22 protein-coding genes are annotated in these 24,462 nt (G+C 66.9%); 8 read left to right on the forward strand and 14 right to left on the reverse strand.

All coding sequences use genetic code 11. The features are described 5' to 3' along the window. Positions 1-7: 7 nt before the first annotated feature. The 3 genes from H6A07_RS03485 to H6A07_RS03495 all read right to left on the reverse strand — a co-directional run bounded on the left by H6A07_RS03485 (position 8) and on the right by H6A07_RS03495 (position 3,162). Positions 8-1,447, reverse strand: coding sequence for a hypothetical protein (locus H6A07_RS03485; protein ID WP_204813542.1), 1,440 nt, complete (start codon positions 1,445-1,447; stop codon positions 8-10). 51 nt (positions 1,448-1,498) lie between these two features. Further along, complete coding sequence (locus H6A07_RS03490; RefSeq protein WP_204813543.1) at positions 1,499-2,554, reverse strand: helix-turn-helix transcriptional regulator; 1,056 nt, start codon at positions 2,552-2,554, stop codon at positions 1,499-1,501. An 83-nt stretch (positions 2,555-2,637) separates the two neighbouring features. Beyond that, a complete protein-coding gene (locus tag H6A07_RS03495; RefSeq protein WP_204813544.1) occupies positions 2,638-3,162 on the reverse strand; it encodes a hypothetical protein in 525 nt (174 codons plus the stop codon). A gap of 121 nt (positions 3,163-3,283) precedes the next feature. Here H6A07_RS03495 and H6A07_RS03500 point away from each other — a divergent pair, with 121 nt between their 5' ends. Further along, positions 3,284-4,381, forward strand: a complete 1,098-nt coding sequence (locus H6A07_RS03500; RefSeq protein ID WP_204813545.1) for a hypothetical protein — start codon at positions 3,284-3,286, stop codon at positions 4,379-4,381. 7 nt (positions 4,382-4,388) lie between these two features. Here H6A07_RS03500 and H6A07_RS03505 read toward each other — a convergent pair whose 3' ends face one another. Next, positions 4,389-5,414, reverse strand: coding sequence for a hypothetical protein (locus H6A07_RS03505; RefSeq protein ID WP_204813546.1), 1,026 nt, complete (start codon positions 5,412-5,414; stop codon positions 4,389-4,391). Between the two features lie 314 nt (positions 5,415-5,728). On the opposite strand from H6A07_RS03505, the gene H6A07_RS03510 reads away from it, so the two are divergent. Continuing rightward, complete coding sequence (locus tag H6A07_RS03510; protein WP_204813547.1) at positions 5,729-6,775, forward strand: PDDEXK nuclease domain-containing protein; 1,047 nt, start codon at positions 5,729-5,731, stop codon at positions 6,773-6,775. Between the two features lie 6 nt (positions 6,776-6,781). On the opposite strand, the gene H6A07_RS03515 is transcribed toward H6A07_RS03510, so the two are convergent. Further along, entirely contained in the window at positions 6,782-7,270 is a 489-nt protein-coding gene (locus tag H6A07_RS03515; RefSeq protein ID WP_204813548.1) for a prolyl-tRNA synthetase associated domain-containing protein, read from the reverse strand. A 54-nt stretch (positions 7,271-7,324) separates the two neighbouring features. On the opposite strand from H6A07_RS03515, the gene H6A07_RS03520 reads away from it, so the two are divergent. After that, complete coding sequence (locus H6A07_RS03520; RefSeq protein ID WP_204813549.1) at positions 7,325-8,830, forward strand: S10 family peptidase; 1,506 nt, start codon at positions 7,325-7,327, stop codon at positions 8,828-8,830. 139 nt (positions 8,831-8,969) lie between these two features. Here H6A07_RS03520 and H6A07_RS03525 read toward each other — a convergent pair whose 3' ends face one another. After that, positions 8,970-9,632 carry an MBL fold metallo-hydrolase gene (locus H6A07_RS03525; protein WP_204813550.1) on the reverse strand — a complete coding sequence of 221 codons (663 nt, stop codon included), beginning with the start codon at positions 9,630-9,632 and terminating at the stop codon, positions 8,970-8,972. Between the two features lie 57 nt (positions 9,633-9,689). Here H6A07_RS03525 and H6A07_RS03530 point away from each other — a divergent pair, with 57 nt between their 5' ends. Next, positions 9,690-10,217 carry a flavin reductase family protein gene (locus H6A07_RS03530; protein ID WP_204813551.1) on the forward strand — a complete coding sequence of 176 codons (528 nt, stop codon included), beginning with the start codon at positions 9,690-9,692 and terminating at the stop codon, positions 10,215-10,217. Between the two features lie 29 nt (positions 10,218-10,246). On the opposite strand, the gene H6A07_RS03535 is transcribed toward H6A07_RS03530, so the two are convergent. The 3 genes from H6A07_RS03535 to H6A07_RS03545 all read right to left on the reverse strand — a co-directional run bounded on the left by H6A07_RS03535 (position 10,247) and on the right by H6A07_RS03545 (position 12,709). Beyond that, a complete protein-coding gene (locus H6A07_RS03535; RefSeq protein ID WP_204813552.1) occupies positions 10,247-11,251 on the reverse strand; it encodes a Gfo/Idh/MocA family oxidoreductase in 1,005 nt (334 codons plus the stop codon). A gap of 95 nt (positions 11,252-11,346) precedes the next feature. Beyond that, complete coding sequence (locus H6A07_RS03540) at positions 11,347-12,270, reverse strand: LysR family transcriptional regulator (protein WP_204813553.1); 924 nt, start codon at positions 12,268-12,270, stop codon at positions 11,347-11,349. 31 nt (positions 12,271-12,301) lie between these two features. Then, complete coding sequence (locus H6A07_RS03545) at positions 12,302-12,709, reverse strand: hypothetical protein (RefSeq protein ID WP_204813554.1); 408 nt, start codon at positions 12,707-12,709, stop codon at positions 12,302-12,304. Positions 12,710-12,918: 209 nt separating this feature from the next. Between H6A07_RS03545 and H6A07_RS03550 the strand changes: the two genes are divergently transcribed. Genes H6A07_RS03550 through H6A07_RS03560 form a run of 3 tightly spaced genes read left to right on the forward strand, consistent with a single transcriptional unit; the run spans position 12,919 to position 16,406 of the window. After that, on the forward strand, positions 12,919-14,244 hold the full coding sequence (locus H6A07_RS03550) for a putative ABC transporter permease (RefSeq protein WP_204813555.1): 1,326 nt from the start codon (positions 12,919-12,921) through the stop codon (positions 14,242-14,244). After that, the gene (locus tag H6A07_RS03555) at positions 14,241-15,548 is read left to right on the forward strand and encodes a lipase family protein (RefSeq protein ID WP_204813556.1); all 1,308 of its coding nucleotides are present in this window, start codon (positions 14,241-14,243) and stop codon (positions 15,546-15,548) included. Before H6A07_RS03550 ends, H6A07_RS03555 begins: the two co-directional genes overlap by 4 nt. 42 nt (positions 15,549-15,590) lie before the next feature. Then, positions 15,591-16,406 carry a CHAD domain-containing protein gene (locus tag H6A07_RS03560; RefSeq protein ID WP_204813557.1) on the forward strand — a complete coding sequence of 272 codons (816 nt, stop codon included), beginning with the start codon at positions 15,591-15,593 and terminating at the stop codon, positions 16,404-16,406. A 67-nt stretch (positions 16,407-16,473) separates the two neighbouring features. On the opposite strand, the gene H6A07_RS03565 is transcribed toward H6A07_RS03560, so the two are convergent. From H6A07_RS03565 to H6A07_RS03580, 4 genes are read right to left on the reverse strand one after another with little or no spacing between them, the layout of a single operon-like run. Then, positions 16,474-17,616 carry an ABC transporter ATP-binding protein gene (locus H6A07_RS03565; protein ID WP_204813558.1) on the reverse strand — a complete coding sequence of 381 codons (1,143 nt, stop codon included), beginning with the start codon at positions 17,614-17,616 and terminating at the stop codon, positions 16,474-16,476. Further along, positions 17,613-18,644 (reverse strand): iron chelate uptake ABC transporter family permease subunit, encoded by a 1,032-nt coding sequence (locus tag H6A07_RS03570; protein WP_204813559.1) that lies wholly within the window; start codon positions 18,642-18,644, stop codon positions 17,613-17,615. Before H6A07_RS03570 ends, H6A07_RS03565 begins: the two co-directional genes overlap by 4 nt. Position 18,645: 1 nt before the next feature. Next, the gene (locus H6A07_RS03575) at positions 18,646-19,779 is read right to left on the reverse strand and encodes an ABC transporter substrate-binding protein (RefSeq protein WP_204813560.1); all 1,134 of its coding nucleotides are present in this window, start codon (positions 19,777-19,779) and stop codon (positions 18,646-18,648) included. A gap of 56 nt (positions 19,780-19,835) precedes the next feature. Next, entirely contained in the window at positions 19,836-21,776 is a 1,941-nt protein-coding gene (locus H6A07_RS03580; protein WP_204813561.1) for an acyltransferase family protein, read from the reverse strand. Positions 21,777-21,859: 83 nt separating this feature from the next. On the opposite strand from H6A07_RS03580, the gene H6A07_RS03585 reads away from it, so the two are divergent. Further along, positions 21,860-22,681 carry an alpha/beta hydrolase gene (locus H6A07_RS03585; protein WP_204813562.1) on the forward strand — a complete coding sequence of 274 codons (822 nt, stop codon included), beginning with the start codon at positions 21,860-21,862 and terminating at the stop codon, positions 22,679-22,681. Positions 22,682-22,880: 199 nt separating this feature from the next. Here the strand turns inward: H6A07_RS03585 and H6A07_RS03590 are convergent, their stop codons facing one another. Then, on the reverse strand, positions 22,881-24,323 hold the full coding sequence (locus tag H6A07_RS03590; protein ID WP_204813563.1) for a radical SAM protein: 1,443 nt from the start codon (positions 24,321-24,323) through the stop codon (positions 22,881-22,883). Positions 24,324-24,462 lie beyond the last annotated feature (139 nt).

Raw genomic sequence — 24,462 nt, forward strand, 5'->3', positions numbered from 1 at the left:
ATCGGTCTCACTGGGAACCTGCCTGTTCGTCATCCTTGCTCTGATATGCCGTGCCACCATTCATAATGAGGTCGTCAACGAGTCGTGTGATGGTCAGGCAGTGGGGGAAAGGATTGGATTCCATCGGTCGCGGCTCGATGCTATTGAGCTGCCTGAGAAGATTGGCATATTGCTGGCAGTTTGCATCTCGCAGTCGCTTGACGATAAAACGACTAAACGCTAGCTCTCGGGCGGCATGTTGGTAGTAGTTCTTGAATCCGTTTTCTTCCTTTTCGGTTGGGTAGACATCTTTCTGCTCGTAGGTGTTCCGCTTGTAGGTGCATAAAACGTCCTTGAGGCCTGCTTTTGTCATGACGCTTGCTGCTAGATAGGCCGATTCGGAAAACCCTTCAAAAGTGGTCGAGAGCTTGGGAGTTCTGCTTGCGGAGATGGAGTCATAGATGAAGAAGGCCTTCGGATAGTAGAAGTGGAGGAGCTTGCTTGAGAAGGAAACGTTCACGCTTGGAGCCCCCTCGATGAGGAGCTTAGCGCCCTTTGAGAACGCCGCCCATTGTTTGAGCTCGCTCTTTTTCAGAGCTTTCTCGGAGGAGCTGGCCTGTTCTTGAAGCCGACGTATCGTGCGGACGGTGACCGAGGCGTCCCTGAGCACACGTGCCGCGTTAAGCGCTTTGGCGAAGTGGATGACGCAAGCTGTCAAATCGCGAATATAATCCGAGTCCCCCTCGAATCGTTGTCCGAAGGTGACCTGATCTGCCCTGTCGGAGAGGGTTGTGAGCTTTGCAAAGAACCAGCTATCGTCACGGAAAAGGCTCTCATGAAAGAAGCGCAGCTGGTTACGCGCGGAGTTTATGACCTCTTTCTCCAGTCGTTCGATGTCTTTGACGAAATCTTTGGGACAAAGGTTTACATCGCTAAGCACAACCTTCTTCTTCGCTTTTTTGCTGTGGTTCTCAATCTGCTCGTTGAGGTTTTCGATTAACGCTTTCGTGCTCGCCGCATCCTTTTTTCTGAGAAAGTTAATCTCATTGTCAAGGTTTACGGCTTCACCCCTTAAATAGGTCGTTGCGCCCCCAGGTCTTTCCGGCCGAAACAGCATTCGCGCGATGTCCTGGAAAAAGCTCTCGTAACCTTCTGTTCCAAGGAAGCTCTCCCCTGGCTTGCCGGGATGATGGTCCTTATAATCCCTTTGCTTATCTTCGTGCAAAGTGTACGAGTATCGTTCGGGAGACGCTGCATAGGCGCGCCCAATGAGCCACATCTGATTCGCAAAGATTGACTCTGCGGACGTCAGATACTTTGGATCCTTGAGGTCCTTTTTCTGTCGCTCAATTACCTCTATGTTTGGGAAGGGATTCTTCTTACAGAAAAGATACAGAAGGTCATTTCCATTCCAAGAGCTATTCCGTTTCAGATACTCATCTATTTCGTTGAGCACGTTCTTTCCCATTGTGCTGACCTTTCCCATTTGGATTGATTGTTTTCGCGCGGGCAGCCATTCCTATTCGTACGCCTCTGTGGCCGCATGCAGCTGTCGGCCGATCTCGTCCGCCAGGTGCTGCGGCGACAGCACAACCACGTCCGGGGCGTTGCTGCGGCCAAAGCGAATCATGGCGCTCTCGTTCACGTAGGCCTCAACATCCACGTGGTCATCCGTCTCGTTGAAGAAGCGCACGCCGTCACCGAAGATGTCGACGATGTCGCCGGCCATGCGCCGCACGATCCTAAACGTCACGCGCACGGTGCCGCCGGCGTACATGTGGATGTGCTCGCGCATGTACTTGCCGAGGTCGAGGTTCTTGTCGCCTGCCTTGCCGAGGGAGCTGAACGGCTTGCCACGCTCGTCAAGGATCTCCAGGTCCATGATGCGGTCGATTCGGTAGTTGGTGATGTCGTCGTACTTGTCGTAGTTGCAGATGAGGTAGTACTTCCCCTCGTTGACGGCCATCTGGTAGGGCGTGCACACGTAGACGCGCTCGGTGCCGTCGGGGCGGCAGCGCGGGTGAGCCTTCTTGTCCGTTCCGATGGAGAGGTACTTGAAGGAGACCTTCCGCTTGCGGCTGATGGCCTCGTCGAGCAGCTCGATGGTGTAGAAGAGCTGCTTGTTGTCCGTGCGGTCCTTGGGCATGGCGTTCACGTGCGTCATGTGCGACTTGAAGTACACGCTTGAAAGATTCTCGAGCTTGCCAATCAGGGCCTTGCGCTGCGAGGGAGAGATGTGACGGGAGAACAGCAGACCGTCGATGAGCAGGCGCAGCTCAGCATCCGTGAATTCGCGCTCGAGGTAGTAGTCGGTGACGATGTTCGCCGAGCGCTCCTCGCCGGTCCTGGGGTCGCGTGTCGTGCGCGGAACCTCGCGGTAACCAATCGCGAAGCCCTCGTCGATGAGGTCGGCGATGTTGCGGGCAATGGCCTTGCGGTCAGCTTTCATGCCGAACTTGCTCTCCAGCAGGTCGATGATGTCCTTCTGGCTAAGCCGGTGGTCCGCGTCAGAGTACTTCCGCAAGATCTCGAGGATGTCCATGATGAGCATCTTCTTTGGCTGCTTTGGGTTCATGGCGTCCCCACTCTCCGAGAGGCCTGCTTTCCACAAGTATAGGAAGCGGCCATTGGGGGAGGGGGCGCCGTTCCTGAGCGGCCTCAGTCGAGGCTCCAATCGGCTGGAAGCAGTGGCATGAGCATGTCGTCAGGGTCGTAGAGGTCAATCGTGACCTCGTTGTTGTCCTGGTCGAGCACAACGATCTTCTTGTCGGAGATCTCGCCGTCAACCGGAACCCAGTTCGTGACGGCCTGCATGCAAATTGCCTCCGTGAGGAGCTGCGCGGCGCGGATGTACTCGGAGACCCTTCCGGAGAACTCGTCGAGCGGGGCGTCGGCAAACTCCCTCATCACGGCCACGAGATGGGCGCTCCTCTTGGGGAGGCTCTCCTCTTCTGCGTGTTCGATGAGCTCATCGATGGCAAAGAGGGCCATGTCCTCAAAGAGCGAGGAGTCAAAGCCGCCGCGGCGCAGGGAGTCGACCATCAAGCGCCAGTAGTTCCACCAGCCATGCCTATCCGCCTCTTCTTCGTAGCGGCCGGGCATCAGGACGAGGACACTGAGGGTGATGTCGTGGTCCTCGTTGTCTTCCGTGTGCTGGTCCGGTGTCTGCTTCTCATCGCACATGTCCTTCTCGCTTTCCTTCGATGCCTGCACTTAGCCTGCAGGATAGAGGGCTATGTGCGTCAATTTCGACCCATGTCGGGCGATAGGCTGAGTGCAAGCAAGGCGTGAGGGAAGGAGCCCCATGGATATCTATTCGTTCTTCAACTCGCGTGACGTCGCCGATTATCTGCGTGGCGAGAAGCACGAGTTTACCGCTGCCGAGGCGGCGTACATCGTCTATCTCTCGGATACGGCGACCCTCGACGAGAAGCTTGTGGCCTGGCAGGAGATCGTGGACACGATGCCCGACTGTCCGGTGTGCCACTCCGCATTGGATCCCTACTTCAAAAGGGACTACAAGAGCGAGCATCAGTTTCTGAGGGAGTACATCTTCACCATGAAGCTCATTCTGAGGAAGTTCATGGACGGCGAGGGTTGCGTCTACATGCCGCATGAATTCCGGTTCACCCCTGAGACGGCTATTCGATATGGGAGGGACGAGCACTCGCTTTGGATTCAGGAGATGCCTGACCCGTTCTCGAGTTTCGACAAGTGCGTTGACAGCCTGCGACATGATGACGAGGGGGCGCCAGAGTTTGATCGCTATTGCATCGCGAAGCGCGCAATTGACGGAGGGGATTCGGGATATGTCACCCTTGACGAGCGGTTCCGCGTGCTAGACGTCACGTGGGCCAACCACGGCCCCTCCGATTACGATGACGTTGACATGCATCTATGCTGTGCGTTTCTCGAGCTTCCCATTCCGTTCAAGCGCGGGGACATCGTCATCGACCGCACGGCGCGCGACCCGCGGCCGTTTGTGTTCGACTACCTGAAGTTCTGGGACTCTGCGACGCTTGCTGAGCATGGCCATGTGCTCAGCGCAGAGCGTGCCGAGAAGATCGACAGGTACGTTGCCAACTGGCGCGCGGAGGGGTCCAAGGACGATTCGTACATGCCGGCGATGGGCTGGTCGCTGGCGCCCGGCTCTCTGCTTGCTGCAGAGGACCCTGCCCTTCTGGCCTACGACCCCTTTGGAGCCTGCCACAACTATCTGGATCTTGAGTATTACCGTGAGCCGCTCGAGGGCAAGCTGCGCCTGCTTGAGGTCGCATCCCGGTGGGCACGTGGCGAGATGGACCTCGACTTTGCGATTGGCAACGCAGCCCTGGTTGACGCTGAGGTCAGGGCGGCAAGGCTTCGCTCGGAGATGGAGACGGAGTACATTGGGGTTGTCTAGCAGGGGTTCATTCGGCTCTGCGGCAAAAGCTGAGCGTCTGGCGCAGTGCCTCGGCACTGATGCGGCCATCCTCACGCGTCTGCACGTCGTTGAGTGCGTTCCAGAGCTCGCGGCCCCTCTCGGCGCTTCCGTTGAGAAGGGCCGCAGTCTCGAGAAGCGCGGGATCGACCTTGGCCTCGGCTTCGTTGGCTGGAGCCTCGAGCCTTCTGATGTTGTATAGCGGGGAGTAGCGGTGGAGCGCGGCCTCGCCTCTGGCCAGGTGCTTGAGGGCGCATAGATCGAAGTGACCCTTGGCGTTACGGTAGAGAACCTGGGGCCAGCAGCAGTCTGTGACGTCCCCTCGCTCCGGCTCCACGACCACGGCGACGTACTCCTCGGTGAAGGGCCTGCAGTGGAAGACAACGATGTCGCCTGCCGCGTACGGGGTGCGAAGGTTGAGGTCACCGAATGGCTCGTGCTCGCGTCGCCAGCAGTGGCAGGCGTCGTCAAAGTGGTTCTTCTCGAAGTAGCAGACCTCGCCGTCTATGAGGTAGAACGTGTAGGGGTTGGAGAAGCTGCGCCCGTTGTTGTTGCTGCGCTCCTGACGCCACTTCTCGAGGACGAACCAGTGGGGGATGCTGGGGTCGAGGTCGTCTGGCTGGTTGTAGTATGCGGAGATCCAGGCGAGGGCGTCATTGATCGAGGCGAACACGCCCGAGAAGTCCTCGTCCCACTCGTCGTCGGGGGTGAGCTCGCCGCAGTCGAGCAGGCAGAGGAACTCGTCGTCGCCGATTGTGGTTGCCTCTTCGAGGGCGCGACGGTGCTCCGCTAGTTGATGGGCGGCCGAGCGAACGTCTCCTGGCAGGCTTGGATCGTAGGGGCCTAGTGCCTCGAAGGCTTCGACTTTGGTGCGCAGCGGGACGGGAGCGTCTCGAATAAGCTCGACGAGTGCCTGCGGCGACGGGGGATTGTCTGTAAGGAAGCGAGCCATGTCCTCCGATGGCATGCACGTGTTGAGAATCTTGGCGAGCGCGGCGCTGTCGATGGTCTTCATGGTTGTTCCTGTCTGTTCATGCTGGATATGGCTGTTATACGAACTTGGATGGGTTAGTTTTGCCACACTAAAATAAATTCGATTCTGGCGAACAAACGTTCTAAACTGTGCTATACTCTCACCAAGGTACGAGGGCGACAAGAGCGGCACGGAGGCCCCCGATGGTACGTGCCGGCGGGTGACCAGGGGCAACGGGGACTGGTCACACTTGGAGCTCCCGGGCGGGCACGCGCCCCCGTCTTCCGGCACCCGCAAAGTCCGGAGCTCACAGTCTGTGCAGGTTGATTTGCCGTGGGTGAGACGGGGGTTCAGCTATGGACAAGAAGTCTATTGAGCAGTTTGATGAGAAGAACGACGAGCAGGTCTACGTATCTGTTCGCGAGACGCTGGAGTCTGCGCGCGGGAAGGTGGAGCGTGCTGTCAACAGCGCTATGGTCGAGGCGTACTGGGAGATTGGTCGCCAGATCGTGGAGGCAACGGGCGGGCGCGCTGAGTACGGGAAGCACTTGGTGCAGTATCTGGCGGAGAGACTGACAGCAGAGTATGGGAAGGGGTTTACTCAAAGGAACCTTTACCAGATGCAGCAGTTCTATCTGACGTTTCCAAAAGTGCACGCACTGCGTGCACGATTGAGCTGGACGCATTACCGCAGGTTGATGCGCATTCCTAACCAGGAGCAGCGTGAGTTCTACATGAACGCTGCGGCTGACGAGCACTGGACTTCTCGTCAGCTCGACCATCAGATTGCGACGTTCTACCGCGAGCGCCTGCTCTCCTCGCAGGGCGAGAAGCGCGAGCTTATCCGCTCCGAGATTCAGCGCACAGAGCCGGTGACGGCAGCGGACGACTTCATCAAGGACCCATACGTCCTGGACTTCCTTGATTTGGGCGGTCGGACAGATTTTGACGAGCATCAGCTTGAGCAGGCGCTCATGACGCGGCTTCAGGAGTTCATGCTTGAGTTGGGGCGCGGGTTCGCCTTCGTTGGCCGCCAGTACCGGCTCGACGGCGAGCAGGCGAGCTACTACGTTGAGCTTGTCTTCTATAACATCAAGCTCAAGTGCTACGTGCTCATCGAGCTCAAGACTCGCCCGCTCAATTCCAAGGACGTGGGCCAGATGGACTTCTACGTCCGGCTGTTCAACGAGAAGTACGCGGGTACTGACGATAACCCGACCATCGGTCTCATACTCTGCTCGAGCTCCGACCGGACGGTGGCCAAGTACTCCGCGCTTGCGGATGGCAAGGGGCTCTTCGCGTCGAGCTACGTCACGTGCCTGCCCACCGAGGAGGAGCTGACCGACGCCCTCGAGCCAACGCGCCGTGCGATCGCGGAGGCCCGCGCGGAGCGAGAGGAGTGAGGGGGACTACAGGTCCACCACGCGGACATCGTGGCCGTGCCCGTGCAGAAGCCCGATTAGGTCAGCCGTGGCCAGAAGGACCGTCGCGGTGTTGTCGCAGGGGTGCACGGTCAGTCGTCCCGCGTCAACGAGCGCCTGGTCCAGCACGAACTCCACGCGCCCCTCGGCGTCGTTCAGCGCGCCGAGTGGCGTGACGGAGCCCGGCACCAGGCCGAGCATCGCCCGCAGGTCCTGCTCGCTCGCAAACGAGAGCCGCCGCGAACCCAGCCGCTCCTGGATCTCCCGCAGCGGGACGTTCTTCTCGTCCGGAAGGCACACGAGGTAGTACGCACGGTGCTTGTCGTCCCGCAGGAAGAGGTTCTTGGCGCCCAGTTCGCGGTGGGGGATGCCCGCGGCCACGGCCTCCGCCACGGTGAAGACCGCCTCGTGCTCGTAGAGCTCGTAGGCAATCCCCGCGCGGTCCAGCAGCTCCAGCGTCTCGACCTTCCCGTACATAGTGTCCTCCCGCAGCGCTACCATGTGGCCAGGCAAACGACGTCAGGAGACAGTATGGCAGACGAGCAGAACGTCCAGCAGCAGGCAGCCAAGACGGCGGACGAGGTGATCACCGTCCCGGCCGAGGGGCGCCCGGACCTCCCGGCGTCTGCCAGCAAGGACCTCACCTGGAAGGCAGCCGGCCAGCGCATCGACTACACGGCCACGGCCGCCTACCTCGACGTCCGCACGGACACCGGCTCGCTCATCGGTAAGATGTTCAGCCTCTCCTACGTGGCCAAGTCCGAGGGCGAGAACGCCACCGAAGCCGCCGCCCGCCCCGTGACCTTCTGCTACAACGGTGGGCCGGGCAGCTCGTCCGTGCCCGTGAACCTGGGTGGAATCGGCCCGCGCCGCGTGGCCACGGACGGCACCGCGCACCTCGGCCTGCCCGCGCACGTGGAGGACAGCCCCCACACGCTCCTGCGCCAGAGCGACCTCGTCTTCCTGGACGCGCTCGGCACCGGCTACTCCGCCATCGCCGAGGGCGTGGACCCCAAGACCGTCTGGGGCGTGGACGGCGACGCGGACGCCTTTGCCCGCGCGATCGTGGCGTGGCTCACGGCCAACCACCGCTGGGGCTCGCCGGTCTACCTCTTTGGCGAGTCCTACGGCACCATCCGCAACGCCGTTCTCATGCGCGTCCTGGGCGAGAAGAGCGTGCCCGTGCGCGGCGTCATCATGCTCTCCGCGATTTTCGACTGGGTGCAGACCCTCCCCGGCGAGGACCTCTACTACCTGGGCATGCTGCCCACCTTTGCGGCGACGGCCCGCTACTTCGGCCGTGCCGGCACGGGCACGGCCGAGGTCCAGTGGTTCGAGGACGCGATGGACTTCACCGAGCGCGTCTACGCCCCGGCCCTCCTGCGCGGCGACCGCCTGCCCGCGCGCGAGAAGGCCTCCGTGGCGCGGCGCATCTCCAAGCTGATCGGTCTTCCCGCCGAGCAGATCGAGCGCGCCAACCTGCGCATTGACCTGGACACCTTCCGCCGGAGCCTGCTCGCGGACGAGGGCCTGGTCACGGGGCGCCTGGACATGCGCTTCACCTCGGCCGCGCCGCTGCCGGTCCAGGGCTCCACGGCCTTCTTCGCCGCGGAGGACCCGGCCGACGACGCGGTGGAGAGTGTCTGGCACGCCGCCTTCCGCGCGCACCTCGACGAGATCGGCTTTGCCGGTGCGCCCACCTACCTCGTGAGCAACTACGGCAAGGTGGGTGTGGCCTGGAACTGGACGCACGAGGAGCCCGGCACGGAGGAGCCCGCCACCGCGCCCAACGTCACCTACGACATCGCCGTGGCCATGAAGCGCAACCCCACGATGCGCCTGCTCATCCTCGGCGGCCGCTACGACGCGGCGACCACCTACTGGAACGTGGTGCACGACATGTCCTGCCTGTTCCTGCCGCCCGCCCTCAAGGAGCGCGTGAGCTACAAGCTCTATGGCTGCGGACACATGGCCTACGTCGACGTGCCCACGCTCGAGGCCATGGGCGCCGACCTTGCGGAGTTCTACGCGCTGTAGGACCGCTCTTCTCGGCTGGCTGGCTCGCTCAGGTGGAGCAGACAGACGTTTTGAGGCCCGCGGCAGGCCAAAAACGTCGGTTCGCTCCACTTGAGCCGGGCGGCCCGGGCGGCGGGCGAGAAGAACGTCCCGTCGCAGGCTAGCGCTCGAGCTTCCTGACGACCGCGATCGCGGGGTCAACGGCGGCGGCAAAGGCGTCGAAGTCGGCGTAGGTGCCGACGATGCTGCCGTAGTGGGTGGGCACCACGGCGCGCGGGCGCAGCGCGTTCACGAAGGCCGCCGCCTGGCGCGCGTCCATCGTGTACGTCCCGCCGATCGGCACGAGCGCGACGTCGCAGCTCACGGCCTCGTTGTCGGCGTTCTGGTCCGTGTCGCCGGAGACGTAGTAGCGCGTGGGCTCGCCGTCGAGCGTGACCACGTAGCCCAGCCAGCCGTTGGCCTGCGGGTGCATGCCCAGGCGCTCGGGCTCCACGTTGTAGGCGGGCACGGCCTCCACGGTAAGTCCCGGCAGCTCGAGCTTCTCGCCCGCGCGCAGGAGGTGCGTCGCGGCGGCGCCCAGCCCCGCGACCTCGCCCGCCATGCTCGCCGGTGCCACGACCACGGTCTTCTCGCCCGCCACGCGCGCGTAGTCCTCGGGCGAGAGGTGGTCGTAGTGGGCGTGGGTGATCAGCACGTAGTCCGCGTCGTGCGCGGCCTCGGCGTCGGTGAGCGCAAACGGGTCGAAGTAGGCAACGGTGCCCGCCGCGCCGACGATCCGGACGGCGCTCTGGGTGAACACGCGGACGTTCTCGAGGCTCTTCATGGCGGCTCCCCTCCTATAATCGGGTCAACCAGATTCTACGTTGAGCCGGAGGCCATCATGCGCGAGAAGATCGACGTCACCGAGTACGCGCCCACCATCCTGCGCGAGCTGCCGCGCGGCGTGCTGCTCACCGCCCGGGCGGACGGCCGTGCCAACCCGATGACCATAGGCTGGGGCACGCTGGGCGTCGAGTGGGGCACGCAGCTCTTCGTGGCGTACGTCCGCAGCAGCCGCTTCACCTACGGCCTGCTGGAGCGCTCCGGCGAGTTCACGGTCAGCGTGCCCCTGTTCACGGGCGAGAAGGACCACGACCAGCGTGTCCGCCAGATCCTCGCCGTGTGCGGGTCCAAGAGCGGCCGCGACCTGGACAAGGTGGCCGAGCTCGGCCTCACGCTCGTGGAGGGCGAGAAGGTCGGTGCGCCTGCCGTCGCGGAGCTGCCGCTCACCCTGGAGTGCCGCGTGCTCTACGAGCGGGAGCAGGAACCGGCCCTGCTGCGGGACGACCTGTGCGACCGCTACTACGCCGACGACGCCCCGCACACCGCCTACTACGCGGAGATCGTGAGCGCCTACGTCCTGAGGTAGCCGGGACGCGACGCCCGGGCGCGCGCCCGTCAGGCCATCCGCGCCCGGATGTCGGCGAGGAGCCTCGCGCAGCGCAGCGAGGTCGCGTGCGGCATGACGGGGGACTCGGCCGCGCCCGCGAGCACGAGTCCCACGAAGTGCTCGAGCTCGCCGTAGAGGTCGTCCACGGGATAGGGGAGGTCCAGCTCGACGGGCTTCTCGCCCGCGCGCTCGAGCCGCGCGTGCTGGGGCCGGTGCATCTCGTCCACGACGATGCGGCCCTCCGTGCCCACGAGGACGGTGTCCCTCGGGCTGCCCTGGTCGCAGGCGGTGAGCAGCCGCGCGGTCACGTCGCCCGCGCGCAGCTCGGCGTCCGCGAACGTGTCCACGCCGTGCGACCAGCGCGCCCGCGCGACCACAACCTCGATGGGGCTCGTCAGATAGTCGTCCAGCCATGCGGCGCCGTAGATGCCCGAGTCGAGCAGGTTGCCGCCGCCCACGGGGTCGGACATATAGTCCACGCCGCTCGCCACGCGGTCCCCCATGTCGCTGCAGAGCCGGGTCTCCACGCGCGTCAGACGCCCGATCGCGCTGGCGTCCACCAGCTCGCGGACGCGCCGGTAAAGCGGCTCAAAGCGCGTCTTGGTCCCCTCCATGAGGAGCGACCCCGTCTCGGCGGCAACGCGGACCAGCCGCTCCGTCTCCGTCACGTTTGTGCACAGGGGCTTCTCGCAGAGCACGGCCCTGCCGGCGCGCAGGGCCGCGACGGACCACTCGAGGTGCAGGGCCGGCGGCAGCGCCACGTAGACCGCGTCCACGTCCGGCCGGGCGAGAAGCGCGGCGTGCGCGGAGCCGGCCACGCCGCCGAGCGCCTCGTCGGAGAGAGTGCCGTCCTCTTCCACGCCGTGCGCGGCCGCGAACGCCTCCGCCTTGGCGGCGCTCCGGCAGCTGATCGCCACGAGCTCGGAGCGCGGCTCGCGCGCGAGACTGCGCGCGAAGCGCTGCGCGATCCTGCCCGCCCCGACGATTCCCCAGCGCACGACCCTCTCTCCCACGGCACCCTCCCCACGACCGGCCGTCGGGGACCATTGTCGCACGTGCCCGTGACGTGCGGCGGGACAAACGGGTCCGCCCTCGTGCCGCCTCCGTCTCAGGCGGCGTCCTCGGAGCTCAGGATGTGCTTCATGCGCGAGAACTCGTTGCGGCAGAACTGGTCGAGCCGCTCCGCCTCCGGTCGGCGCGCCCCCTCGGGCATCACCAGGCACACGGGGATCGGCGGGGCGTCGTCGGGGTCGAGGTCGTGCATCATGGCGAAGGGCTTGATGCTGAGCGCCTTGAGGTTGACGCCCATGATGAACCCGTCCCGATTCTCCAGGAAGTCGACGACTCCCTCGTTCGTCTCGACTCGGGCGAGCGGCGACGCCAGCCCGCGCCGGCGACAGGTGACGAGGATCGTGTCGTTGAAGCCGTCGATTGCGTCGGACCAGAGCACGGGGTAGGGGGCAAGGTCGTCGAAGGAGAGTCGCCGTCTGTCGCGCAGGGGATGGTGGCGCCCCATGAAGACGCCCGGGGTCACGGTGCCGATCGGGGCGCAGACGCAGCCGGGCGCGTCGAGCCGCCCGATCGTGAACAGGGCGTCGATGCGCCCCGTCCGGAGGTCGGCGAGCGCCCGGTCTCCCAGCTCGAGGGAGAGGCGCGTGTTCACCTTGAGCGCGTGCGTCATGAGGCGGGAGACGACCCCGCAGATGAATCCGTGCTTGGAGAAGGGTGGCGCCACGAGGGCGACCCTGAGGTCGTCGCGCGCCGGGGGCTTCTCCTGCGGGGACGCGGCGAGCAGACGGAACGACTCGAAGCTCGCAACCGTCTCGCTCGCCGGCCCGAGCAGACGCTCGCCGAGGGGCGTGAGATGGATGCCCCGACCGTCGCGCACGAAGAGCTCCCCGCCGAGCTCCTCCTCGAGCTCGTGGATGGACTTGGAGACCGCCTGGACCGTCACGCCCTCCTCGCGTGCCGCCGCGGAGAAGCTTCCCATGCTCGCGGAACGGTAGAAGAACGTGAGCTGGCGGATGTTCATGGCGGTCCTCCCGGGTTCCCGAAGGGCGCGCCTACGCGTCCTGCGCCTGCTTCATGGCGCGGGACGCGCTGACGATCGCGGTGAAGGCCACGGCGACGTAGAGGAGGTTGACCCAGATCGGCCCGCCGGTGCCGTCGCCGATCTTGAGGTAGACCTCGAAGAGGTTGACGAGGGTGAGGATGGTCGCGGCGACGATGAAGGGCATGAGGCGCTTGGGACGCCCGGCGAGGGCGACGCCGAGGATGCCACAGACCAGCTCGAGCGTGCCGATGGCGCACAGGATGGCGGCCGACGCGGCGATCATGGCCGCCTCGTCCTCGATGCCAAGATCGACGGTGGGGCCGAAGAACCAGGCGATGGCGGCCATTGCCAGCGAGGCGAGGCCGATGACGGCGAGGAAGATGCCGGTGCCCTTGACGATGGCGCACTCCTTGGACATGTGGGGTCCTTCCGCTTGTTCTCTGGACAAAACCGGGGAAGTATAGGCACGTGACCTGCGAGGCGTCAAACGCATGCCCGCTGCCGGGCGCGACTTTCAACCAAAGATTGAGCATGGGGGGCAGGGGGCCGTGCGGCCTCGGGCGCAGGCTTCGGCCGGTAGAATCGTGCTGCCTGTCCGACCATGTCTCGATCTTTCGAGGAGCCCCTATGACAGCCGAGAAGAAGACCCGGTCCGCCGAGACCCCGACGGATGCGTCGGGCGAGAAGAACGTGTCGCTCGCCTATCGCCTCTACGGCCTCTTCTGCGCCCTTCTCGGCGCGTACACGCTCTTTGCGGTCGTCATCTTTGGCGCCCTGATGCTGTGGGCGCTCCAGACCGACCCGTCGCTCATCATCGTGGGCACCGACCCCACGCTGCCCGTGGTCCTTCTCGCCCTCTCCTGCGCGCTCACCTTCGTCGACGGCGTCGCGCTGATCGTCTTTGGGCGCTCGCTGCGCAAGAGCCGGCGCCGTAACGCGGCGCGCTGGTCGCACGTCCTCATCGCGACGTCCGTCGTCCAGATCTTGCTCAAAATCATGGTGCAGGGCGTGGACACGACCCTCGTCCCCGACGCCGTCCAGCTCCTCCTGCTGATTGCGGTCTCTGTTACCGTGGACCCGTCCCTGCGCGAGGAGCGCGCCCTCAGGCGCCACGTGCGCGACATGGTGGAGCGCGAGGCGGCCGAGGAGGGCCTGCTCGGTCGCGACGTGGAGGGCAAGGGCTACATCGAGCTCAACTTCTTCAACCTGTTCTGGGTCTTCGTGATCTGCTGCGTGCTGGGCCTCGTGATCGAGACCGTCTATCACTTCGTGGTGGTGGTCCCCGGGGAGATCCAGGATCGCGCGGGCCTGCTCTTTGGCCCGTTCTCGCCGATCTACGGCTTTGGTGCGGTGCTCATGACCGTCGCGCTCAACCGCTTCTACAAGGCCAACCCTGCGATCATCTTTGTGGTCTCCGCCGTGATCGGTGGGCTCTTCGAGGCGGCGACGTCGCTCTTCATGGAGTTCGGCTTTGGCGCCGTGGCCTGGGACTACTCGGGCTCCACGATCTTCGGGCTCTTCCCCGACCCGATCGCGGTTATCTTTGGCGGCCGCACCTCCACGCTCTTCATGTGCATGTGGGGCGTCCTCGGCTTTGTCTGGATCAAGCTCTGCCTGCCGTGGATGCTGCGCCTGATCAACCTGATCCCGTGGAAGATCCGCTACTCGTTCACCGCGCTCTGCGCCGTCCTCATGCTGGTGAACGGCGTCATGACGCTCGAGGCGCTGGACTGCTGGTTCGAGCGGCTCTCCGGCATCCCGCAGACCACGCCCGTCGAGCGGTTCTACGCCGAGCACTATGACGACGCCTACATGGCGCACCGCTTCGAGTCCATGACGATCACTCCTGACGACTCGGCGCGCGTGGACGGCTCCAAGCTCGCCGCGTCCGTGGAGGTCGACGAGACGTATCTCGAGGACGCCGCGCAGGACACGTTCGAGGATGCCGCATGACGCGCCCCCGTCGGCCGCGCCGGGGGCTGCGCGTTCTTCTCGGCCTGCTGATCGTTGTGGTCGTGGCCGGCATCGCGCTGGCGATTGCCGTGTGGCACCGCCTCGACCAGCGCAGCCGCGGCGAGGGCGTGGTCCAGGCCCCGAGCGAGTTCGCGGCGCTCGAGGGCTCGACCGGGCGCACCGGCGCCTTCACCGCGAGCATCGACTTCACGAGCATGGCCACGGGCGCCGAGACCATCTCCACCGAGGTCGCCTGGGACGACGAGTGGTTCTTCCAGGACCCCACCATCTACAACCACGAGCTCGCCACCACGTGCTCGGTGCTCTCCGCCGTGGCCAACTCGGAGTCCGCGTACTACCAGGCGGGCTCGAACTCGCCGGCCTACATGGAGCAGGCACTGGCCGAGCTGGGCTTCGAGGAGATCTCCACGGCCTCCTACCAGTACCGGAGCGAAATCTTCGACGAGGTCGTGGACTTCATCACCGGCACGGACGACGTCGTTGCCTACTCGGTGGCCACCAAGCGCGTGACCAGCGCGGATGGGGCCGAGAAGACCCTCTTTCTGGTGTCGATTCGCGGCAGCTACGGGTCCGAGTGGCTGAGCGACCTCAACATGGGCAGCGCCGCCTACGGCATGGAGGAGATCACGCACGAGGGCTTCTCGGAGGCCGCGCGCGAGATCGTGGACGAGCTCGCGGCGCGCATCACCGAGGAGGCCGGCCTCGACGGCACCGACGACATCTGCCTGCTCTTCACCGGGCATTCGCGCGGCGCCGCGACAGCCAACATCGCCGCCGCGTACGCCGACGAGATGAGCCAGGGCCTGCGGGTGCTGGCGCCGCTCTCGAGCATCTACTGCTACACCTTCGCCACGCCCACGGTCACGACCTTCGACAACGCGGGCGACGCGCTCTACGACAACATCTTCAACGTCATGAACCCAAGCGACATGGTGCCGCGCCTGCCGCTCAACTCCTGGGGCTACGAGCGCTACGGAAATGACCTGTGGCTGCCCGGCTACGGAGACGAGGGCTTCGACGAGGCGCACGAGGCCATGTGCGAGGTCTTCGAGGCCAACACGGGCGTGGAGAGCCCCTACGTCCCCGAGGACCGCGAGCACGTGGACAAGCTGGTCGAAGACCTGGGGCGCGAGATCCCCACGGCCGACGACCTCGCGACGCTTGGCGGCGGCGCCAGCGTCGTGAAGGACCTTCTCGCCGACGTGAATCCCATGCAGGTTCTCTACGGCCACTACCCGAGCGTCTACATCGCCTGGATGCAGTCGCTCGACGCGCTTGGGTAGACTTCCCTCAAGACCGGCTCCGCCACGGCAAGGGAGGCTGCGATGGGTGACGTTCGCAAGGAGCTCACGAGGGTTCTCGAGGACGCCTGCGAAGAGGTCGACCGACGGCTGGGCGCGTTTCTCGCCAAGCCGGACGATGTGGAGACCATTCACAAGCTGCGCATCTCCATCCGCACGCTGAGGAGCCTGCTGGCGTTTGTCTCTCCGCTGCTCAAGCGCCGCCGTCATCGGCTGCTGCAGGACGACCTGCGCTCGGTGGTGATAGAGACCTCGCGCCTGCGCGAGTACGACGTGATGCTACGCGACGTCCGGGCGCTGGGCTCCCCGAGCGGCGAGCTCGTCGCGAGGATCGGCGAGCTCCGCGAGCTCGAGCGCAATCGCGTGGTGGGCGTCATGGACGGGCGTCACACCCGTCGGGCGCTGAGGCGCGTCCGCAGGCGCGTGAAGGCGCTCCCCTGGAAGGACTCCGTGTGCAGGCGCGGCGTGACGCGCGCTGACGTGCTCGCAGTCTTTGACGAGCTGGTGCGCACCGTGGACGAGGGATACGCCGCCGTTGACCGCACGGACGCCGACGCCGTGCACACCCTGCGCAAGCGGGCCAAGCGCGTGCGCTACGTCGCGGAGGCCTTCTGCGCGCTCCTGGGCGAGCGGGCGGTCGCCGAGGGGGCCCGGATGAAAGGCGTCCAGGACGAGCTCGGTGACGTCTGCGACGCCCGCGTCAACGTGGAGATGGCGCGCGACCTTCTGGACCTGGGGCTCTCCAACGAGGCGCGCGCCGCGCTGGAGGCTCTGCTTGCCCGCAACCGAGTCCTCATCGATGCGTTTGTGACGGGCGGGCGGTCCGGCGGCGTCAGATAACGCGCACAGTTTGCTTCGATAGCGTATATCTGCAGTTAAAAATAACGCACACGGCAATCTGTGCGCGTTAATTGCGGCAGGAGCCCTCGCGGCGCACGGGGAGGTCGGCGGCGCGGGCGGCGGCGAGGAGCTCGGCGTTGCGGGCGTTGCCGGTTCCGAACGCGCTCACGCAGCAGATGACCTCGCGGCAGGCGAGAAGGACCTCACGGGCGCGGGCGACGGACTCGGCGCTCACGGGCTCGAAGTCGCGCTCGAAGACCGCCCGCGTGGCCAGGCTGCGCGCGAGTAGGCCGTCGGCGTCGTGCTCGTGCAGGACGCCCGTGGCAAATGGCGTGCCGGCGCGCGCGAGCCGCCGGAAGCACGCCGCGCCCGACCCGCCGCCGGCGATGACGAAGACCTCGGGCTCGCCGGCCGGTCGCGCGAGCTCCACGCTGCCGAAGGCGGGGTCATAGGCGCCCAGGGCCAGGTCGTAGAGCTCGGCCACGCGCTCGGCGGTGAAGACCTCGTCGGGCGTCCCCTGGCACATGACGCAACCGTCCTTGATGCAGATCACGTGGTCGGCCGCCTTCTGCGCGAGGTCGATCTCATGGAGCGAGGCCACGACGGCGACGTCGCGCTCGCGCGCCTCCCGACGCAGCAGCTGGAGCACGTCGAGCTGCGAGCGGACGTCCAGGTAGGACGTGGGCTCGTCGAGCAGCAGCACGCGCGGCTCCTGGCAGAGCGCCCGGGCGAGAAGGACGCGCTGCCGCTGCCCGTCGCTCACGTGGGCAAAGTCGCGCTCCGCGAGCCCCGCCACGCCCGTCGCCTCCATCGCGGCGGCGACGGCCTCCTCGTCCTTCTCGCCCAGCACGCCGAGGCGCCCGGTGAACGGGTAGCGCCCCGCCTCCGCCACGTCGCGGCAGGTGAGAAGCTCGGTCTGCGGCCGGCCGGTGAGCATGACGGAGAGGGTGCGGGCGCGCTCCGCCGCGGGGACGTCGGCGAGCGGGCGACCGAAGAGCTCCACGACGCCGCCGAGCGCGCGGAGCTGCCCGGCCACGGTGCGCAGGATCGTGGTCTTGCCGGAGCCGTTGGGGCCGATCAGCGCCACCACCTGCCCGGGCCGCACGGCGAGGCAGACGTCGCGCACGAGCGCCCGCTCGCCGTGCCCCACCTCGAGCCCCCGCAGCTCCAGCGCGAACGTGGAAAGGGGACTGTCCCCCTTCCACATCATCGGGAGCTCCGGCGGAGCATGAGGGCGATCACGATCGGCGCGCCAAAGACGGCGGTGACGGCGCTCACGGAGAGCTCGACGGGCGAGAAGAGCGTCCGCGCGATGAGGTCGCACCCGCAGCAGAAGGCCGCGCCCGTGAGCAGGCACGCCGGCGTGACCAGCAGCGGCCTCGACGAGCCCACGCCGCGCTTGGCCAGGTGTGGCGCCGCGATGCCCACGAACGACACTGGCCCCGCGAAGGCGGCCACGCAGGCGGAGAGCAGGCTGGACACGGCCACGATGAGCAGCCGCAGCGCGCCCACGTTGACGCCCACGCTCCTGGCGTAGGGCTCGCCGAGCTGGTAGGCACCGAGCGGCTTGGAGAGCGCGAAGACCGCCGCCCCCATGACGAGCACGACGACGGCGACGATCCCCACGTCAGACCACGTGGCGCCCGAGAAGCTCCCGCGCGACCAGTTGTCCAGGTTCACGATGGACTGGTCATCGGCGAAGGCCACGAGGAAGTTGGTCACGGCGGAGCAGATGTAGCCCACCATCACGCCGGCCACGATGAGCATGCTCTGGGAGCGCACGCGCCGCGAGATGAGCAGCACGAGGCCCATCGTGAGCAGCGACCCCGCAAAGGCCGACGCCACGGACGCCGCTGGGCTCATGACCTGCCCCGCGCCCAGCACCACGATCATCACCACCGCAACCACGAGCTTGGCGCCCGAGGAGATGCCCAGCACGAAGGGGTCGGCGATGGGGTTGGCAAAGAACGTCTGCAGCAGGAACCCGGAGAGCGAGAGCGCCCCGCCCAGAAGCACCGCCTCGACGGCGCGCGGCAGGCGGATCTGCCAGATGACCTGCGCGGCGGTGGAGGCGTCGCCGGGCCCGCCGGCAAGGATGCGCGCCACCTCCGCCGGCGCGGTCTCCACGCTGCCGAGGCAGAGGTTCGCCACGAAGAGCGCTACAAGGCCGAGAAGAACGGCGAGGTCGAAGGCGATCGCCCGGCGCGCCCGCCCGCTCTTGTCGCCCGCCGCCCGCACGCTAGCCCAGCTTCCAGACGTAGGTCGTGGGCTCAGAGGCGCCGGTGAAGGCCGTGCGCAGGTCCTCGATGATGTCCGCCATGCTGGTAATCTGCTGGTAGAGGTTGGCGTCGCAGGTCCAGACCTCGCCCGTCTGGACGGCGCGGAAGTCCGCGAGCAGCGCGTTCTTCTCGCACAGGGCCTCGAGGCTGGTCACGCCGTCGTCGATTGTGCCGTTGTAGATGATGACGTCCGCGTCCCGCGCTCCCTCGTAGAAGCGCTCCATCTCCACGGTGACCGTGGTGGGAGAGGAGTCGGTGGCGCCCTCCTCGGAGAAGCTCACGTACTCGCCGCCCGCAGCCTCGATCATCTGGCAGAAGTAGTCGCCGTCGCGGCGGGTCACGGCGGCGCCGTCCTCGTTGATGTAGAAGAAGGCGACGGTCCTGCCCGTCGGCGCGCCCTGCGAGGCGGCCTCCACGCGGGCGGCCACGTCGTCGAAGACCTCCGTCGCCGCGTCCTCGCGCCCGAAGACGGCGCCTATGAGCTTGATCCACTCCAGGCGGCCGAGCATGTCGTCCTCGCGGCTGGACTGCTCCATGAGGACGGTCACGCCGAGCTCCTCGAGCTTGGCGCGGACTTCGGGGACGTGGTCGATGTTGGTGTTCTCGATGGCGAGCGGGCAGCCGGTGGCGGTGATGAGCTCGTAGTCGGGCTCGCGGTAGAGGCCGCCGTAGGCGATCGACCCGTCCTCCAGGCGCTCGGTGAAGGCGGGAACGGGGGAGTCCTCGGCCTTGACCGAGGAGACGGAGACCGCGTCCAACGCGCCGATCGCGTCCACGAGGCAGATCATGCCGGTGGAGACCAGGTAGACGTTCGCGAGCGGCTGCCGGATCACGCCCACGTCCCCGGGCAGGCCCGCTGGGGGCTCCGCGTCCTCGGGCACCACGAGCAGGCGGTCGCCGCTCGCGAGGGTCGCGAGCCGGAAGCCGCCGTCGTAGGCGTCGAGCGAGAACTGCGTGGCGTGGGTCAGCGCGACGGGCGTGGCGTCGCCGAGCGCGTCAAGGCCCGAGGAGGTGTCCTCCTCGGTCGAGCAGCCGGCCAGGGCGAGCGGCGCGAGGAGGCCGACGGTCAGGGCGGACCTGCGGGTGAGAGACATGGCCCTCCAGTCGGACGAAGGTTGGACCCCATCATGATACGTCGAGACGGGGCGGTCTAGCGCCCGCAGAGCGCCTGGCGGATGAGCTGCGCAAAGGCCGCCGCGCCCGCGTCCGTGAGGTGGATGCCGTCATCGACCAGGTACTCGCTGTGCCCCTCGCTGGCGCCGCACCAGTCGATGATGCCCACGTTGTCGTTCTCGGCGGCAAAGCGGCGCAGGACCTCGTTGTTCGCGTCCTGCAGCGGGTAGGGGCTTCGGATCGTGACAAAGTACACGGGCTTGCCGCCCACGGCGTCGATCAGCGCCTGCACCGTCGACTCGTCGCGGATGAGGCTGTTGCCGCCCAGCGCAAAGACTACGGCCTCGGGGTCAAAGCCGCCCGCGACGTCCGCCGCGTAGACGTCCTGCCCCTCGTAGAGCTGGCGGCTCACGGCGCCGTCGACGAGCGCCTCGGGCAGCGCGGCCTCGAGGGCGGGCGTGGCGCCTGCGGTCACGGAGTCGCCGATGACGAGGACGCGCGCGTCGCAGGAGCCCGTCGCCTCGTCGTAGCTCCACGACTCCCAGGGGAGGTTGTCGGGCACCTTCTCGGCGACGGGCCCCGCCGGCTCGTCGGTGTCCCCCTCGTCGCCGGCGCCCCCCTCGGCGTCCGTCACGACCGGCGTCCCCGTCCCCGCCGCGCCCGGCGAGGGGGCCAGCTCGGGCCGCAGCGCCACGGCGCGCTCGTCCGCGACCGCCTGCCAGTCGACGGGGGCAAAGGCGAGCGCCCCCACCGCGCAGGCACCGAGCGCCGCGAGGCAGACGGCCGCCGCCGCAGGCGCCGTGCCCGGCTCGCTCCTCCGACCCCGTCCCAGGAGACGCGCGCACGGCGCCTCGACCAGACGGTAGAACACCTCGGCCACGAGCAGGACCGCCGCGACCTGCAGCGCCTGCTCCCACCAGGCGACGGCCGTGGTGCGCGTGGCGGGGTTCATGAGGATGAGCATCGGGTAGTGCACGAGGTAGACCGAGAAGGACCTCGTGCCGAGCCAGCGCAGCGGGGCCACGGCGAGCGCCCGTCCGAGCGGGCACCCGCTCACCTGGACGCAGGCGAGCAGCGCCGCCGTGACGAGGGCGAAGGCGAGGTAGCCGCCGCGATACATGAGCGCGCTCTCGCCGTCGGCGAGCACGAACCCCGCCACGAGCGCTGCGAGGCAGACGAGCCCGACGGCCGTGGCCGCCCCGCGCGCCGCCGCGCCCGCCCGGCGTCCCGCGCCCTCGTCGCGCGCGGCGGGCAGCGCCAGGGCGACGAGCGCGCCGGCCACGAGCTCGGCGGCGCGGGCGTCCGTGCCGTAGTAGACGCGGGCTGTGTCGCCCTGCGGGTTAAAGAGCAGCGCCATGATGACGGCCGAGCCCACCAGCACGCCCACGGCGACCGAGAGGGGGCGGATACTCCGCGCCCGCGCCGCCGCCATGAGCACGAGCGGCCAGACCACGTAGAACTGCATGACCACGCCGAGGTACCACAGGTGCGTGAGCGGCGAGGGGAGTCCGGCCGCCTGGAAGTAGGAGACCTGCCGGAAGACGTACGACCAGTTGCCGATAAAGAGCGCCGCCGGCAGCGCGTCCGCCTGCACCTTGGGCAGCAGGCTCGGGGTCACGAGGTAGGTGGCGAGCGCGGCGAGCCCGACGGTCACGAGCACCGGCGGCAGCAGGCGGGCGACGCGTCGCGCCAGGTAGCGCCCGTAGCCGAACGTCCCGCGCCCGAGCGCACCCATCACCGAGCGCGTGGCGAGAAACCCCGTGATGACGAGAAACACCGTGACGCCAAGAAACCCGCCCCGCAGCACGGAGGGGCGCAGGTGGTAGAGAACCACGCCGGCGATCGCGAGCGCGCGCAGCCCGTCCACGGCGTCGATGCGCCGCCCCGTCCCGGCGGGCTCGGCGGGGGTCCTGAGGTGCGCGGCCCTTCTCGGCGTGGGGCATCTGGCGGTCTGGGGCGCGGGCGAGCGGTCGGTCATGGGTCCTCCTCTGCCCGCCTATTGTACGTCCGGCGCCGGACACTATCTCGTATGATGGACGGACCCAACCAACGGAGGAGAACATGCGCGTCGAGAAGATCGAGCTGCCGGGGTCCGGCCACGGGGCCAAGGTCGCCACGCTCACGGCCTACGCGCAGGACAACGTGGCCGACCAGGCCGCGCGCCGACGTCCCGCCGCCGTGGTCTGCCCGGGCGGCGGCTACGCGTTCTGCTCGGACCGCGAGGCGGAGCCGGTGGCGCTCGCCCTTCTCGCCCGCGGGCTTCAGGCCTTCGTCCTGGACTACACCGTGCTCGATGACGCCGTGCCGGGACCGCTTCTGCCCGCGCCGCAGCTGGACCTCGCCCATGCGGTCGCGACGGTCCGCGCGCACGCGGACGCATGGCACGTGGACGAGAAGAACCTCGGGCTTCTCGGCTGCTCGGCAGGCGGGCACCTCTGTGCCACGTACACGGCGCTCTCACGGGACGAGGCGTTTCTCGCCCGCGCCGGCGTGAGCGCGGACGCGGCGCGCGTGGCCTGGCAGATCCTCTGCTACCCGGTCATCGACCTCGGCGCCGGCTGGCCGGGCGATGCCGCCTACGCGGCGCGCCTCTGCCCGGCGGACGGGCCGCTCGCCCGCGCCCAGGACCTGGTGAGCGCCGCCACGCCGCCGACCTTCCTCTGGCACACGGCCACGGACGCCACGGTGCCGGTGAGAAACGCCTACCTCTACGCGGCCGCGCTCGCCACAGCGGGCGTGGACCACGAGTGCCATGCCTTCCACGAGGGGCGCCACGGCCTCTCGCTGGCCACGGAGCAGACGGCCCATCGCCCCGGCGACGCGCTCCCGCACGTGGCGCGCTGGCTGGACCTCGCCGTCGAGTGGCTGCGCGAGCTGTCCTGACGCCGCCCTGCAGCGCGCGTAACACGGCTTTACCGGAAATCCCGATCTACGCACGGCGAGAAAATCGCGTAAGTCGGGATTCGTGTCCACGCGGACAGCAATCCCGACCTGCGCGCGCCCGGAGCGCAAACGCAGCGCGCGTAACGCGGCATTTCCGGAAATCCCGACTCGCGCGCGCCGCACACCGGCCAAGAAGGGCTTACAGCTTCGGCTCCGTCTGCGTCGTCAGGTCGCGGCCCACGCGCGCGAGGCGCGTGACGTCCGTCTCGGCCTGGCCCTCGTGCCAGTCTGTGCGCTTGGCGTGCTCGGGGTCGGCCTCGTCCGCCCACAGGCGCTCGGCCACCGGCCTCCACGCGGCCGCGGCCGGCGCGGTCTTCTCGCGCAGCTGCTCGGGCGTCTCCTGTTCCACGAGGTCCGTGCAGCGCGCCCCGGTCTCGGCCACCATGCGCGGCAGGTCGTCCGGGTTCTCCAGCATCGGGCAGGGCCGCAGGTGGTTGGTGTTGAACGGCTGGGCCTCGTAGTACTTCATGAAGATGGGCGAGCGCAGCGCGTCGAGCAGGCTCACGTCGTGGATGTTGGCGTTGGCGTAGTGGATGAAGACGCACGGCTCCACGTCGCCCGCGGCGTTGATGTGCAGGTAGCGGCGGCCGCCGGCGATGCAGCCGCCCACGTACTCGCCGTCGTTCTGGAAGTCCAGCGTGAAGAGGGGCTTCTCGCTGCGCATCCGGCGCACGAAGCGGTACATCCGCTCGCGCTGCTCCGGCGTGGGCATGAGCTCGGCCGAGGCCCCGCGCCCCACGGGCATGAAGTGGAAGTACCAGCAGAAGAGCGCGCCCTTCTGAATCATCCAGTCCATGTTCTCCTCGGTGGCCACGGCATCGGCGTTGGCGCGCGTCCAGCAGCAGGAGATGCCGAAGGGCAGGCCGTGCTCGCGCAGGAGGTCCATCGCGTGCTCGATCTTGGCGTAGGTGCCCTCGCCGCGGCGGGCGTCCGTGGTGTGCTCGTTGCCCTCGGCGCTGATGGCGGGAACAAAGTTGGCCACACGGATCATCTCCTGGCAGAAGGCCTCGTCGATGAGGGTGGCGTTGGTGAAGCAGAGGAAGGCGCAGTCGGGGTACTTCTCGCAGATGCGGATGAGGTCCGCCTTGCGCACGAGCGGCTCGCCGCCGGTGTAGATGTAGACGTGCACGCCCAGCTCGCGGCCCTGGTCGATGATTGAGCAGATGTCCTCGTAGGAGAGGTTGAGCGCGTGGCCGTACTCCGCCGCCCAGCAGCCGGTGCAGCGCAGGTTGCAGGCGCTCGTGGGGTCCAGAAGGATGGCCCACGGGATGTTGCACTGGTGCTTGTCGCGCATCTTCTCCTGCACGGGCCAGGCGAGGATGTTGGCGTCCACGAGGAAGCTCTTGAGCAGGCGGCCGCGCACCTCGGGGTTCAGGCGGAAGACGCGCAGGATGAGCTCGTACCAGTTGCTGCGGCTGTCGATGGCGTGGTGGAAGGCGGCGCGCTGCGTGGGGAAGACCTCCGACGGCACGTACTTGTCGACCGTGTCCATGAGCTTGGGGATGCGGGCCTCGGGGTCCTCGTCAACGTAGTCGATGAGCTTGCAGAGTGCGGCGCGCTCGGCGGCCTGGGTCAGCGACATCTTGGATCCTTTCGCGAGGTGTTCGTGACGACCCGTTTATACCCAGGTATGAGAAATCCCACATGTGTGGAATAATAAGAATGTCTCTTCCGTGAAAGGAAGGAATGTGGCGCCAAATCCACAGATGGGCGGAGCATGA

The organism is Olsenella uli, from assembly GCF_016899935.1.
GTDB lineage: Bacteria > Actinomycetota > Coriobacteriia > Coriobacteriales > Atopobiaceae > Thermophilibacter > Thermophilibacter uli_B.

Bases quoted from the DNA above. Each gene is read 5' to 3' on its own strand.
- H6A07_RS03550 (WP_204813555.1), top strand. From the start codon at position 12,919: ATGACAGCCGAGAAGAAGACCCGGTCCGCCGAGACCCCGACGGATGCG.
- H6A07_RS03485 (WP_204813542.1), bottom strand. From the start codon at position 1,447: ATGGGAAAGAACGTGCTCAACGAAATAGATGAGTATCTGAAACGGAAT.
- H6A07_RS03510 (WP_204813547.1), top strand. From the start codon at position 5,729: ATGGACAAGAAGTCTATTGAGCAGTTTGATGAGAAGAACGACGAGCAG.
- H6A07_RS03540 (WP_204813553.1), bottom strand. From the start codon at position 12,270: ATGAACATCCGCCAGCTCACGTTCTTCTACCGTTCCGCGAGCATGGGA.
- H6A07_RS03585 (WP_204813562.1), top strand. From the start codon at position 21,860: ATGCGCGTCGAGAAGATCGAGCTGCCGGGGTCCGGCCACGGGGCCAAG.
- H6A07_RS03515 (WP_204813548.1), bottom strand. From the start codon at position 7,270: ATGTACGGGAAGGTCGAGACGCTGGAGCTGCTGGACCGCGCGGGGATT.
- H6A07_RS03555 (WP_204813556.1), top strand. From the start codon at position 14,241: ATGACGCGCCCCCGTCGGCCGCGCCGGGGGCTGCGCGTTCTTCTCGGC.
- H6A07_RS03530 (WP_204813551.1), top strand. From the start codon at position 9,690: ATGCGCGAGAAGATCGACGTCACCGAGTACGCGCCCACCATCCTGCGC.
- H6A07_RS03545 (WP_204813554.1), bottom strand. From the start codon at position 12,709: ATGTCCAAGGAGTGCGCCATCGTCAAGGGCACCGGCATCTTCCTCGCC.
- H6A07_RS03495 (WP_204813544.1), bottom strand. From the start codon at position 3,162: ATGTGCGATGAGAAGCAGACACCGGACCAGCACACGGAAGACAACGAG.
- H6A07_RS03505 (WP_204813546.1), bottom strand. From the start codon at position 5,414: ATGAAGACCATCGACAGCGCCGCGCTCGCCAAGATTCTCAACACGTGC.
- H6A07_RS03525 (WP_204813550.1), bottom strand. From the start codon at position 9,632: ATGAAGAGCCTCGAGAACGTCCGCGTGTTCACCCAGAGCGCCGTCCGG.
- H6A07_RS03590 (WP_204813563.1), bottom strand. From the start codon at position 24,323: ATGTCGCTGACCCAGGCCGCCGAGCGCGCCGCACTCTGCAAGCTCATC.
- H6A07_RS03560 (WP_204813557.1), top strand. From the start codon at position 15,591: ATGGGTGACGTTCGCAAGGAGCTCACGAGGGTTCTCGAGGACGCCTGC.
- H6A07_RS03500 (WP_204813545.1), top strand. From the start codon at position 3,284: ATGGATATCTATTCGTTCTTCAACTCGCGTGACGTCGCCGATTATCTG.
- H6A07_RS03520 (WP_204813549.1), top strand. From the start codon at position 7,325: ATGGCAGACGAGCAGAACGTCCAGCAGCAGGCAGCCAAGACGGCGGAC.
- H6A07_RS03565 (WP_204813558.1), bottom strand. From the start codon at position 17,616: ATGATGTGGAAGGGGGACAGTCCCCTTTCCACGTTCGCGCTGGAGCTG.
- H6A07_RS03575 (WP_204813560.1), bottom strand. From the start codon at position 19,779: ATGTCTCTCACCCGCAGGTCCGCCCTGACCGTCGGCCTCCTCGCGCCG.
- H6A07_RS03580 (WP_204813561.1), bottom strand. From the start codon at position 21,776: ATGACCGACCGCTCGCCCGCGCCCCAGACCGCCAGATGCCCCACGCCG.
- H6A07_RS03490 (WP_204813543.1), bottom strand. From the start codon at position 2,554: ATGAACCCAAAGCAGCCAAAGAAGATGCTCATCATGGACATCCTCGAG.